The following is a 12,080-nucleotide window of genomic DNA, read 5'->3' as shown; positions in this document are numbered from 1 at the left end:
AGAATGATTAATACAAAGGAGGAAATTTTAAGTGGGGAATAAATATGTCTATTATTATTCGACGCTAATAGGTAAAGTAGGGATCGCAGAAGATGGGATCGGGATTACAGATGTGTTTTTAGGTGAAAAGCCAATAGAAGCTGAGGAGAAGGAAACTCAGTTAATCAAAGAAACAGCCAAGCAACTAGAGGAATATTTTAAAGGGGAGCGGGAGCAATTTACTCTAAAGCTGAATCCTCATGGGACACCATTTCAACAGAGTGTATGGCAGGAATTGTTGCAGATTCCTTATGGAGAGACGAGAAGCTATAAACAGGTGGCAGAGAGGATAGGGAATCCTAGTGCTTCTCGAGCAGTAGGGATGGCGAATAATAAGAATCCGATTTTCATTATCGTTCCATGCCACCGAGTCATCGGTGCTACTGGAAAATTGGTCGGCTATGGTGGAGGACTTGATATAAAAGAGAAGCTTTTGGGACTGGAGTTTGAACGGATTACAAATTAAAGGTAATTTGAGCGGATCGCATTGATTCGTTTAGAATCAGTTTTATTTTGGCTGATAGTCTATAATGAAGTATATCTAATTGCACGAAAGAGACAATAAGGAGTCAGAAATGGAGAAACAATATTTTTTGATTGGTGAAGTGTCAAAGCTAACCAATACATCCGTTCAAACACTGCGGTTTTACGATAAGATTGGCTTATTTAAACCTTCCTATACCGATCCTAATAATCAGTATCGATATTATAGTAATACGCAGCTGTTTTATTTGGATATCATTAAATCACTGAAGCATGTCGGGGTCCCGTTGAGTGAGATAAAATCTGTATTACAGTTATCAGCGGGGGAGATGGCTGAATTTTTAGAAGCGCAGGAAAGTAAAATTGAGCAGCAGCTGCGTCGGCTGGAGGATGTTAAGGCCATTCTGCGTTATAAGAAGAAGCAAATACTAAATCAACCCTCTCCTGATCAATTAGAAAAAGTGTATATAAAAAAATATGATAAACAGCGTATCCTTACATATAATCAGGTACCTTCATCCGCCACTGCCATACCAGTAAAAGAATATGGCCATTTAATGAAAGTATTAGAAGACCATGGGACGGTATTTGATAGTGTCTATTGTGCGACGTATCCATTAAAAAAATATGATTCTATGCTAGATTGGCAATATACATCTATCTTTACACCAGTTCTCACAGACGAGGAAATCACGGTCTCAAATAAATATATGGAGATTGGTGAATTACCTGCTGGTGAATACGTATGTATTGCCTTCCATTCAGCAGAAGGAGTATATGAATCCTCTTATGAGACGCTTTATTCTTATATTATAAACAGAAAAATACCAACTGAAAAAATCGTCTATGAGTTGTATATGCCTTTTACCGATACGGCAGTCAATGAAGATGATTTTATCGTTGAATTGAAAGTACGAATAAAATCTACTTGACCCTATAGTAACTATAGGGTTTATTTTTATTAGTAGGAATTATAAACTAGTATACAAGAAAAGGAGTAAAACGATGTCAGGCAGCAAGAATCAGAATAAAGTACTTATCCTTTTATTAAGTAATATGTTTATTGCATTTTTAGGGATTGGCCTTGTAATACCAGTTATGCCTACACTTATGCGAGAACTTAACCTCGATGGCACGATTATGGGCTACCTCGTTTCAGCGTTTGCGGTCGCACAACTCATTTTCTCACCATTTGCAGGAAAATGGGTAGATTTATACGGACGTAAGCGTATGATTATAATCGGTATGTTTTTATTTGGCATATCAGAGTTGATATTCGGTTTGGGAGAACAGGTATGGGTACTGTTCCTGTCCAGAATTTTAGGTGGAGTTAGTGCGGCATTTATTATGCCTGCAGTAACAGCATTTATCGCAGATATTACCACGATGAAGGAACGTCCAAGAGCATTGGGGTATTTGTCAGCAGCAATTAATACAGGCTTTATCATTGGGCCGGGAATTGGTGGATTCTTAGCGGATATAGGTACGCGAGTGCCTTTTTATTTCGCCGCTGGATTAGGGATATTCGCGGGAATCTTCTCCATTTTAATGTTGAAGGAACCTGAGCGCACAGTAGAGACGAATTCTTCAAAAGAAGCTCCTGGCAAGAAAGGATATCATAAACTATTTACAATTATTTACCTTATTCCGTTCTTAATTATCTTATCAGCTTCACTTGGTCTATCAACCTTTGAATCTATGTATAGCTTATTCGTTGATCAAAAGTATGGCTTCACTGCTAAAGATATAGCCATGCTCATTACGGTTAGTGCCATATTAGGAGTCATCGCACAAGTATTTTTATTCGAGCGAATTACAAGAGTAATCGGGGAAATATGGCTGGTTAAGATATGTTTACTGGTAGGAGCTGTTTTTGCATTCCTTTTAACAAGAGCATCTGCTTATTGGAGCGTGTTGGCGGTAACGTTTATGGTATTCCTTGCTTTTGACTTAATCAGACCGGCAATAACGACTTATCTATCTCGTATAGCCGGAAAAGATCAAGGATTTGTCAGTGGTATGAACTCAGCATTCACGAGTGTTGGGAATATTATCGGACCGGCAATTGGCGGGATTTTATTTGATATTGATCTCATCTACCCATATATGTTTGCGGCTATATTATTGGGAATTAGCTTGCTGATTTCATTTGTGTGGCGTGAAAGGACAACGGAAGTCCAGTCATAGATAGAGGAAAACCAGCTGTGTTTTTTGTGCGGCTGGTTTTATTTTTTGAAATTATTTACGGACAATATGACTGTATTGATTTCCTTAAAGCTCATTTTTCTATCTCCTTTAGCATATAATCGTGTAGTGAAGGAAGTCCGTCCAATAATATCGGACAAGTATTTTTGAGGTATTATAAAAAGACATAGGTAGTAATCCACGTTTCTATTCAATCGTAAGATTAAGATATAAACTCACTAATTATATAAGGATTAAAATAGAAGTGTTTTCAAAAGTGATTCACAGGGAGTTTGTCCCTGAATAAAAGCTGTACCCTGTCTATTAACTTGTAACCAGATTTATTAAATTCGCAAAGGAGTAAGCGATAGATGGAACTTCAAATTCGATTAGCCAAAGAATCAGAAACCATGGAGATTATCCAATTATTAAAAGGGGTTGCCTCCTGGCTTAAATCAGAAGAAATTGACCAATGGTCTTATTTGTTGTCTGGAGGGGAGGATCTGGATATAGAGCGTGCTATTCTTAACAATGAGACTTATGTAGTCAAGTATGATCATAATTTGATAGGAACGTTTACTTTATCATCTGTTCAAAGTGAATGGGATCTAGATTTATGGGGGAATCAAGAGGATAGTTCCTTATATTTACATCGCCTTGCTGTAAATAATCAATATAGAGGTCAGAGAATGGGAAGTGAAATAATTCGGTGGATTGAAGCGGAGTTTTCAGGCCAATATTTGTATTTAAGACTTGATTGTGTCTCATGCAACCCCAAACTTAACCAGTTTTATCAGGACTGTCAATTCAAATTAGTGGGATCCACCGAAGAATTTAATAAATATGAAAAGAGTATTTAAAAAGGTGCAATCAAGAGGATGCAGTAAAGAAGATTGGTAATAAAAGATATTTAGATTTTAAAAAAAGTTTAAGTATCAAATGTTGAAGAAATGGTAATGGAATATAGGAATATTAAGTAATGAGTGAACGTATTAATAAGACATTTTTATGGAAACTAGCCAACTAAAAAAGGACACCCAAATAGGCATCCTTTTGAAAAGTAATTACTACCACGGAAATATGAGATAACACAAACATGCAATTATAGCTAAAACTAAGTTATAGAATATGTATTTATATTTTTTTTGTAGTACAGATATAATTGTTGAAATAATAGCAACTACCACTGCCATAGGAATAGTGAATAAAAATACGCCAAGAAAAAAAGTATCGATATAAACTAGAACAGTAAATATGGCAGTGATGCTTGTCCATAGGATTGGATTTTTAAGCATAATTTAGTCCTCCGTGTATAACTTGGTAATCATTATTTTAATATAATATATGATTAAAAACATTACTTCAATAGATTTTTGAAACCAATTTAAAGATATTTCGTTATATATTACATACAACAATCTATACATAAACAGTCATAGAAAAAGAAGGACACCAATAAATAATAGAATTAAAAACATAATTATCATGTCCCCTTAGCAGCAAGATCGCTACTCTTTAATCTTCCATAGATGAGATCGACAAGTCAGGAAAGAAAGTAAGTCTATACGCATCGAGATTTGTTCATAGGTTGCATAAATTTTATCGGTTGATATCTGCTGAGTTGGTGTACTAGAAGGAAAGACACCAGCAGTAATTTGGAAATATACATCTATATGTTTTTCTTCCTAGCCTATATCATAGGAGAGGCTAAGGGTATTTATTTTACTTTCTCCTTGCTTTATGTTGATATTGTATAATGAAGATTACTATGATTGTCCAAAGAAGGAATATTATGATAGTGCTTTAAAGGTATTTCTGATTGGTCATAACATATAACTGATACATAGAAAGGATGGTCCAATTGGAGTCTTGGATAATGGACTTGATGAATCAATTTGGTTATTGGGGTGTGTTTTTCCTGATTGCCTTAGAAAATGTATTTCCTCCTATTCCGTCTGAAGTGATTTTAACGTTTGGAGGAGCTTTAACACATAAAACTCAGTTGACGGTAGTTGGTGTCATAATGGTATCTACAATAGGTTCGGTTTCTGGTGCAATCATCTTATATTTCATTGGCCGATTGCTTGATGTCAGTCGTTTAGAAAAAATCATTGATCGATATGGGAAGGTCCTTCGTCTTACAAAAGAGGACATTTATAAGGCTGATGCCTGGTTTGATAGGTATGGTATTTGGACAGTCTTATTTTGCCGTCTAATTCCCTTAATTCGGAGCCTGATTTCTATACCTGCAGGGATGTCCAATATGAATTTTCCATTGTTCATTTTGTTTACAACAATAGGGACAGTTGTCTGGAATACCATCCTGGTCAATCTGGGAGCAAGTGTGGGAGAAAATTGGCATGAGATTGTAAACTATATGGACACTTTCTCAAATGTAATCTATGTCATACTCTTTGTACTATTTATCCTGTGTATTGTTTGGTATATTCGAAAAAGAAAAGAACGGAAGTAAACTTGAAAAGCCCTTATTCTCCAGATGAAATGGAGGACAAGGGCTTTTATTATTTGTTTGGCATATAGTTTGTTAAAAACGAGCTAACCTTTTCTTCATATAAAGCTGGATTTATATCATAGGCATTGCCATGCTCTGCTTTCGGTACTAAATAGATATCTTTTTCAGAAGAAGTAGCCTCATAAAGCTCATGTACCATTTCTACTGGAACAAAAGTATCTGACCCACCATGAAAATAGAGAATAGGCAGGTTTGTTTTCTTCACCTGTTCAATGGCTGAAGCTTCTCCAAAAGAGTACCCTGCCCGGATTTTTGTTAACAAACTAGTAGTTTGGATAATTGGGAAACTTGGAAGATGGTACATTCTTTTCAATTGATAGGATAGAACATCTTTAGCAGAAGTATATCCGCAATCGGCAATAATGGCTTTTACTTGATTTGGCAGCTCTTCGCCGCTTGTCATTAAGACAGTAGATGCTCCCATCGAAACACCGTGCAGGGCGATGTTTGAATCTTCTCCTTTACGATCGATCATATAATCAATCCATTGAAGATAATCCTTGCGCTCTGGCCAACCAAAACCAATATAATCCCCTTCGCTAGCACCATGTCCACGCGCATCCGGCATAAGTACATTATAATTTAAGGTTTCATGATAATATTTTGCGTATGCAGCCATATTCTTAGCCTTGCCTGCGTATCCATGCGCAATAATAACGGTTTTATTGGTTGGTTCATTAGCTTCCAAATAATAGCCACTTAATTTCAGACCATCCATAGAAGTAATTGATACAGTCTCAAAGTTTGATTTGCTCATCCATGAAAGTGCCTGTTCCAGTAGAGAGTTGTCGGTTGAGACATCTAAATCTGGATTATCATCTAGAAAATCCTTATCAGAACGATTAACGGCTACTTTATAAAAGTAGAAGCTGGCTGCAGTCAGAATGGCTAGTATGAGTATGGTGATAATTGCAATCCACTTTTTCATAGTCCACATCCTTCTTCTAAATTGTCATAACAACTATCATACATCTAAAAATGAATTTTTGGTATAAGGTATATCTATAAAGCAGTAAGGACTGTACCAGTGTGCAATTGAATACTTGGAAGACTTATCTTAAGAGAAATTTTCACATCATTGCAGTTAATAGATGTTAAAATTTCCTTAAATAAAATGGCCAAACAACCTGTTAAAATATAGATACACAATTTACAAGTCTAATAGGATTTTATAAAGGAACTGACAATGACTCATACAGATAAATACCAACAACGACTTAAAGAATACTTAAAGCAAGCTGGCAATCCTTTACTTATCAAATTACTCATCAATGGTTTAACAGTAGAAATGACCTATCAAAACGGACTTCTTAATAAGATAATCATGGTTGATCAAAACCATTTTGAAGTGGATGTAACTCAAGTGGTTCGAAACAGTGTGGATGTCCCTGACAAGATTTTGTTTAAGGGATTATTAAAGGTGAGGGCATATGTCATTCACACTTTCTCGGATTTTGAAAAGTTGAATCGAAATGGCTTGTATTTACATCATAAAGATTTAACGAAAAAAATACTCCAGCAGCAGATGGATTATGAGCAAAGAAAGCTAAGGGTCATTGTTTCAAATATTATTGATCTATTCGGCTTGGATAATGACAGTGGTTATAACGAGATTGAACAGCTAGAGTTTCTAAAGAATCAAGGATTTCACGTGGTCTATTATGAGCAAATAGAAAATAGTATTGAAGGAATTCATTTATTTTACGAGACTTTTATGGAATATCACCGTCAAGGGATAGGCTATTCCGTATCAGGTCTGCAAATACTTTCTGCTGATTCACATGACTGCAACGAAGGGTTCATATTACCTTTTTCACCTGATGAAGCAATTTTAACAGTTGATGATATTTGTCCTGAGGTAAGTTCATCTGGAAGGATTGAGCCTGTTGTCAGAATAAAAGCGATTGATTTAGCAGGAGAACGTTATTATTCTCTTCAGATGCCTGGATTCTCTTTAATCAAGTTAATGGATATTCGAATTGGCGACCAGGTTTTAATGTCGGATGTACAAACTATTATTGGTGTGGAAATAGAAAAACGGACAGGTACAGAAACTTGCTTTGTACTACCTGAATATTGCCCTGATTGTGGGAATAAAGTAAAGAATGATGGTGAGCAACTATATTGTACAAATAGCGTTTGTATTCATAAACCGGTATTCCATCAAGTGCCTCAAAAGCATGGAATAAAAGGTAAGACCGTTGTTATTACTGGAACACTTTCAATAAGAAGGTATGATTTCAGGAAATTAATTGAACAAGCGGGTGGAGTACTGGCGGGAGCGGTTACGAACCAAACAGATTACTTATTAATGGGGTCAAAAGGGGTAGGGACAGTCAAATATAGAAAGGCAAAATCTCTTAATGTGCCTATCATAACGGAAGAACAATTCCGATTGATGATTAGATGAGGGACCAATGAATTTCATTGGTCCTTTATTAATTTATGCGAAGGTTTGAGTGATTTTTCTGGAATAACCAAGAGTGTAAACGGGGATACAGACTGATTCCAGCTATTGATAAAGGCAACCATAATAGAGCATATGGCACACAAATTTGTCCATAGAGATTATAAGGAAGGGCACTGTAATCCCATATAGAAAGCTTGAGCCATATATTTAAAATAAGACCGGCGCATAGTTCTAGGAAGGTCACTAAAAGAGTACCTGCCAAAGCTTTCATATATAGGGGGATTTTAATTAGAGTAAGCAAGCCGAACAAAGTGAAACAAATGCCCCCGAGCACCCCCATCGTCCAATGTGTATGTCCTCGCCATAGTAACTCTACAAATAGATAAAGAGCACCGCCAATAATCCCGAGATGTAAGGTTTTCATCAGATTATAAAACATTGGGACACCTCCTGGCATTAAGGTCAATAGGATAAAATACTGTCTTTAACCAAAGTAATAATTCATTTATTGGTCTTTTCGTGCTTCATCAGGTGTGTCCAAACGAGTTGAACCATTATTATGTAGTGCTTGATCACGGTCGGATTCAACGCGCTTGCTGTTTCTCAGCTTCTTTTCTTGTCTGTCTTTACCCATATTACTCACTCCTTTTTGTGGATTAAGCTTAGGGTAACCTTTCTTTGGTTTTTCATTACTATTTTTAAAGGGAAAATATACAAGTACAAGTTAGGAGAAATCGTAGGAATAGGGATCGCTAATTTTAATAAAAAAAGATAGGATTCTTGGGTTATCTCCAAGAATCCTATCCGAGGTAACTATTAAATAAATAATCCTACAATTGTAGCAGACAAGATAGATGCCATTGTAGCTACGATGAATAGTTTGAAACCAAATGCGCTTACTTCTTTTGCTTTTGCACCATTGATCGCTTGGATAGATCCGCTAATGATACCAATAGAAGAGAAGTTTGCAAATGAAATTAAGAATGTAGAAATAACGGCAACTGCTTTTTCAGACATGTCAGCCATTAAAGGTTGGAATTGTAAAATCGCCGCAAATTCGTTTGCTAACAATTTTGTACCCATTACAGATCCAGCTGTGATCATTTCGCTTGCTGGAATACCCATAATGAAAGCGATTGGAGATAAGAGATATCCTACAATTGTAGTTAAATCAACTCCAACAATTCCGCCAACAATACCATTTAAAAGTCCTAGGATTGCTAAATATGCAACTAGCATTACAGCAACAATTACCACTACTTTTCCACCGTCTAATGCTCCGGCACCAATGGCTTCAAATACATTTTTTGTTTGAACCATATCGTTAATATCGATTTCAGTATCTTCCTTCGTTGCTTTAACTGGTGTCATGATGGAAGTAATGATTAATGCACTGAACATATTAAGGAAAATAGCGATTAATACAAATTTCGCAGGCAGCATGGTCATATAGGATGCAATCAACGCTGCAGATACGCTTGCCATTGCTGATGTTGAAACAATAAATAGTCTGTTTGAATTTAACTTGCCAATTTGACTTTTAATTGCAAGAATTGCTTCTGATTGACCGAAAAAGATAGAGTTAACTGCATTGAAACTTTCTACCTGAGGTAAACCAGTGATTTTTGAAATAAGTCCGCCAATATATTTGATAATATAAGGAAGAATTTTGTAATGTGTAAGAACAGATAATAATGCAGATGTAAAAATAACAGGCATTAAGACATTTACAAAGAATGGAGAACCTCCTTCAGGAATCCATCCACCAATTACGAATTCGATACCTTCCTGGGAGTAACTTAATAACTTATTGAACGCTCCAGCTACTGCATCAACTACCTTTAAACCGACAGTTGTACCTAGTAATAAGAAAGTTAGAACTAACTGGAAGCCAATCATGATGGCAACAGCTTTAAAATTGATATTCTTTTTATCATTGGAAAATAAATAGGAAATTCCTATTAGCAATGCGATTCCGAGAATACCGAGAATAATGCTCATTAAAAAAACCTCTCAATCTTTTTATTTATTTACAATCATTTTGCTCAATGGCAATAAAATTAACCATCAGCCTTGAAGAATTATACTTATATAACATATTGGCTTACAAGGACATATGTCCTAAAAAAGCTTCAAAATAAATATAAAAATTTTCTGAAAATGAGGCCGTTTATTTATTTTTATAAGAATGGAGAATGCCTTGAATCATGTAAAACAGGTAGAAGTCAATTATAATAAATTATAAATAGCATCGAGGAGAGAGGGCAGTACATGATTAAACTAATAGCAACAGATATGGACGGCACATTTTTAGATGATCATAATCAATTCCCTGAGGACTTTTATGAAGTTTTTGATAAATTAAAAAAGAAAGGGATTATTTTTGGAGCAGCCAGTGGACGTCAATATTATAATCTCGTAGAGAGGTTTCATGATATAAAAGAACAAATGTTGTTTATTGCTGAGAATGGAACGTATGTTGTATATAAAGGGAAAGAGTTATTTTCTCATACACTAAACATTGAAGAGGCAAAAAAATTTGTGAATATAGCAAGAACCATCGAGGGAGTGCATATCGTCCTTTGTGGAAAAAAAGCAGCCTATATTGAAAGGTCGGAACCAGAGGCTTTGGCAGAAATAAATAAATATTATGCCCGATGTGAGTTGGTGGAAGATTTGATGCTTGTAGAAGATGAAATTTTAAAGGTAAGCCTTCTTGATTTCAAAGGGGCTGAGCAAAACAGTGCAACCTTCTTTACTTCATATAAAAATAATTATCAAGTAACAATGGGTGGATATTTTTGGATGGATATTATGAATGCGGGTGCCAATAAAGGTATTGCCATAAAGCGAGTACAAGAGCTTTTAAATATAGACCCCAATGAAACAATGGTATTCGGTGATTATTTAAATGATCTTGAAATGATGCAAAGTGCTTATTACAGCTTTGCGATGGGAAATGCCCATGATCAAATAAAGGATACAGCCAGATTTGAAACAAAAACAAATAATCAATCAGGCGTGACCGAAACGATTAAAGAGCATATACTGATTGCATAACAATTTGATAGATTTAAAGTAGAGTGACTTTGGTAGAAAAAGTCACTCTTATTTTGGTTGGAAATGATTATATATTTACCATCGCAAATTTAAAAGCTATACTTCTACTCGTATTTCGTGATGGAATAGGGAAGATTACTGACAAACGAAGGTTAAATAATTGAAGGTGAAACATCTGATGCAAAAAGCTGAAAGAGAGAAGTTCATTTTAAAGTATCTAAAAAAATATGATATGTGCGAGATTTTTTCTGGCATTGATTTAAATGAGATTGATGTTGTGCAAATAAAAAAAGGACAGTTGATTTGTTCTAAAGGCGATGAAATCAATGATATGTATTTTCTCGTTGAAGGAAAAGTTAAAATATACACCATTACGCCTGATGATAAACGTTTAATATTGCGCTTCCAAAAATCATTAGGGATCATTGGTGATATTGAATATATACAAGGTACGCTTGTGCTTCACACGATTGAAGCTAGTACCGATTGTCTGGTGCTTAAAATACCGTTTCAAACCATTAGACATACAGTAGGTAATGATGCAAGGTTTCTGTCATTTTTACTAGATGTGGTTACACGTAGATTTCGCGCTAAAACTGATGCAGCAACATTAAATCTTTTGTATCCTGTAGAAGTGAGATTAGCTAGTTTCTTATTATCAACAACTACAGATGGTGAGCGTCCGGTTTATCATGAAGAAGCTGTAGGCTCAAGCTTAAAGGATATTGCGGACATGGTAGGAACAAGCTATCGACATTTAAACCGTGTCATAAAAACCCTTTGCAATGAGAATATAATCAGTAGGTCGAACGGAAAACTTTTTGTTAAGGATCTCAATAGGCTAAAGGAAATAGCAAAAAATAATATTTATGAATAACGGCAAGTAAAGAGTATATTCTAACGAAATATACTCTTTTTTTATTTTTGAAAAGTATACATTATTATATTTCGCTAATAAACTAACCAGCAAAAAAGAGGTGTTTGCCAGCCTTAAAATACGCGGACAATACTCGAAGCTTTTGGGCTAAATACAGATGGATATAATACGGGAAGCAGTCCCAAAGAACTAATAGATATTGGAGTGGTTAATAAAGCCAGCCCATCTGCATTAAGGACAGTATAGAAGAAATATTAGAGCACATACTAAAATAAATGAGGAGTTACCTTATGTAGTGGAGGTAGAAAAGATGACTGTTAAAGCAACAGTAAGGATATGCTTGGCAAATCTTGAAGGAATTGAAGCTAGTCTATCAATTTTAGCGTTAAATACAGAACAAAAAGAGACTGCTGCGGATTTGCATCAGGCAATGTTGCTTGTTGGAGAGATTGTTACAGATATTAAAAAAAGAGTCGAAATATTAACAAGCTAAA

Annotated in this window: 13 protein-coding genes; 9 read left to right on the top strand and 4 right to left on the bottom strand. The window is 35.4% G+C overall.

Translation table 11 applies throughout. The features are described from left to right. The first annotated feature begins 31 nt into the window (after nucleotides 1–31). The 5 genes from AC4D4A_RS09310 (at nucleotide 32) to AC4D4A_RS09290 (ending at nucleotide 5,179) form a co-directional block, all read left to right on the top strand. Entirely contained in the window at nucleotides 32–505 is a 474-nt protein-coding gene (locus AC4D4A_RS09310) for a methylated-DNA--[protein]-cysteine S-methyltransferase (RefSeq protein ID WP_490995635.1), read from the top strand. A gap of 109 nt (nucleotides 506–614) precedes the next feature. Continuing rightward, complete coding sequence (locus AC4D4A_RS09305) at nucleotides 615–1,454, top strand: MerR family transcriptional regulator (RefSeq protein WP_490995634.1); 840 nt, start codon at nucleotides 615–617, stop codon at nucleotides 1,452–1,454. 73 nt (nucleotides 1,455–1,527) lie between these two features. Beyond that, entirely contained in the window at nucleotides 1,528–2,709 is a 1,182-nt protein-coding gene (locus tag AC4D4A_RS09300; RefSeq protein WP_490995633.1) for an MFS transporter, read from the top strand. 368 nt (nucleotides 2,710–3,077) lie between these two features. After that, entirely contained in the window at nucleotides 3,078–3,566 is a 489-nt protein-coding gene (locus tag AC4D4A_RS09295) for a GNAT family N-acetyltransferase (RefSeq protein ID WP_490995632.1), read from the top strand. 1,001 nt (nucleotides 3,567–4,567) lie between these two features. Then, nucleotides 4,568–5,179 (top strand): DedA family protein, encoded by a 612-nt coding sequence (locus AC4D4A_RS09290; RefSeq protein WP_490995631.1) that lies wholly within the window; start codon nucleotides 4,568–4,570, stop codon nucleotides 5,177–5,179. Between the two features lie 49 nt (nucleotides 5,180–5,228). On the opposite strand, the gene AC4D4A_RS09285 is transcribed toward AC4D4A_RS09290, so the two are convergent. Continuing rightward, on the bottom strand, nucleotides 5,229–6,167 hold the full coding sequence (locus AC4D4A_RS09285) for an alpha/beta hydrolase (protein WP_490995630.1): 939 nt from the start codon (nucleotides 6,165–6,167) through the stop codon (nucleotides 5,229–5,231). Between the two features lie 258 nt (nucleotides 6,168–6,425). Between AC4D4A_RS09285 and AC4D4A_RS09280 the strand changes: the two genes are divergently transcribed. Then, the gene (locus AC4D4A_RS09280; RefSeq protein ID WP_490995629.1) at nucleotides 6,426–7,649 is read left to right on the top strand and encodes a BRCT domain-containing protein; all 1,224 of its coding nucleotides are present in this window, start codon (nucleotides 6,426–6,428) and stop codon (nucleotides 7,647–7,649) included. Nucleotides 7,650–7,677: 28 nt separating this feature from the next. Here the strand turns inward: AC4D4A_RS09280 and AC4D4A_RS09275 are convergent, their stop codons facing one another. From AC4D4A_RS09275 to AC4D4A_RS09265, 3 genes are all read right to left on the bottom strand, one after another. Then, nucleotides 7,678–8,088, bottom strand: a complete 411-nt coding sequence (locus AC4D4A_RS09275) for a putative ABC transporter permease (protein WP_490995628.1) — start codon at nucleotides 8,086–8,088, stop codon at nucleotides 7,678–7,680. A 66-nt stretch (nucleotides 8,089–8,154) separates the two neighbouring features. Next, the gene (locus tag AC4D4A_RS09270; protein WP_490995627.1) at nucleotides 8,155–8,283 is read right to left on the bottom strand and encodes a YpzI family protein; all 129 of its coding nucleotides are present in this window, start codon (nucleotides 8,281–8,283) and stop codon (nucleotides 8,155–8,157) included. A gap of 182 nt (nucleotides 8,284–8,465) precedes the next feature. Beyond that, nucleotides 8,466–9,650, bottom strand: coding sequence for a NupC/NupG family nucleoside CNT transporter (locus AC4D4A_RS09265; RefSeq protein WP_066102060.1), 1,185 nt, complete (start codon nucleotides 9,648–9,650; stop codon nucleotides 8,466–8,468). A gap of 270 nt (nucleotides 9,651–9,920) precedes the next feature. Here AC4D4A_RS09265 and AC4D4A_RS09260 point away from each other — a divergent pair, with 270 nt between their 5' ends. The 3 genes from AC4D4A_RS09260 to AC4D4A_RS09250 all read left to right on the top strand — a co-directional run bounded on the left by AC4D4A_RS09260 (nucleotide 9,921) and on the right by AC4D4A_RS09250 (nucleotide 12,079). Next, the gene (locus AC4D4A_RS09260; RefSeq protein ID WP_490995626.1) at nucleotides 9,921–10,709 is read left to right on the top strand and encodes an HAD family hydrolase; all 789 of its coding nucleotides are present in this window, start codon (nucleotides 9,921–9,923) and stop codon (nucleotides 10,707–10,709) included. 178 nt (nucleotides 10,710–10,887) lie between these two features. Beyond that, entirely contained in the window at nucleotides 10,888–11,586 is a 699-nt protein-coding gene (locus AC4D4A_RS09255; RefSeq protein WP_490995625.1) for a Crp/Fnr family transcriptional regulator, read from the top strand. 295 nt (nucleotides 11,587–11,881) lie between these two features. Beyond that, nucleotides 11,882–12,079, top strand: a complete 198-nt coding sequence (locus AC4D4A_RS09250) for a DUF1657 domain-containing protein (protein WP_490995624.1) — start codon at nucleotides 11,882–11,884, stop codon at nucleotides 12,077–12,079. Nucleotide 12,080 lies beyond the last annotated feature (1 nt).

The organism is Pradoshia sp. Z5_111, assembly GCF_058267535.1.
Note: the sequence above shows the minus strand (reverse complement) of the source record. Positions and strands in the feature narration are given on the sequence as shown.

What these genes read in the sequence shown, in the direction of transcription:
- AC4D4A_RS09305 (WP_490995634.1), top strand. Translation starts at nt 615, where the DNA reads ATGGAGAAACAATATTTTTTGATTGGTGAAGTGTCAAAGCTAACCAAT.
- AC4D4A_RS09300 (WP_490995633.1), top strand. Translation starts at nt 1,528, where the DNA reads ATGTCAGGCAGCAAGAATCAGAATAAAGTACTTATCCTTTTATTAAGT.
- AC4D4A_RS09295 (WP_490995632.1), top strand. Translation starts at nt 3,078, where the DNA reads ATGGAACTTCAAATTCGATTAGCCAAAGAATCAGAAACCATGGAGATT.
- AC4D4A_RS09285 (WP_490995630.1), bottom strand. Translation starts at nt 6,167, where the DNA reads ATGAAAAAGTGGATTGCAATTATCACCATACTCATACTAGCCATTCTG.
- AC4D4A_RS09280 (WP_490995629.1), top strand. Translation starts at nt 6,426, where the DNA reads ATGACTCATACAGATAAATACCAACAACGACTTAAAGAATACTTAAAG.
- AC4D4A_RS09275 (WP_490995628.1), bottom strand. Translation starts at nt 8,088, where the DNA reads ATGTTTTATAATCTGATGAAAACCTTACATCTCGGGATTATTGGCGGT.
- AC4D4A_RS09270 (WP_490995627.1), bottom strand. Translation starts at nt 8,283, where the DNA reads ATGGGTAAAGACAGACAAGAAAAGAAGCTGAGAAACAGCAAGCGCGTT.
- AC4D4A_RS09265 (WP_066102060.1), bottom strand. Translation starts at nt 9,650, where the DNA reads ATGAGCATTATTCTCGGTATTCTCGGAATCGCATTGCTAATAGGAATT.
- AC4D4A_RS09260 (WP_490995626.1), top strand. Translation starts at nt 9,921, where the DNA reads ATGATTAAACTAATAGCAACAGATATGGACGGCACATTTTTAGATGAT.
- AC4D4A_RS09255 (WP_490995625.1), top strand. Translation starts at nt 10,888, where the DNA reads ATGCAAAAAGCTGAAAGAGAGAAGTTCATTTTAAAGTATCTAAAAAAA.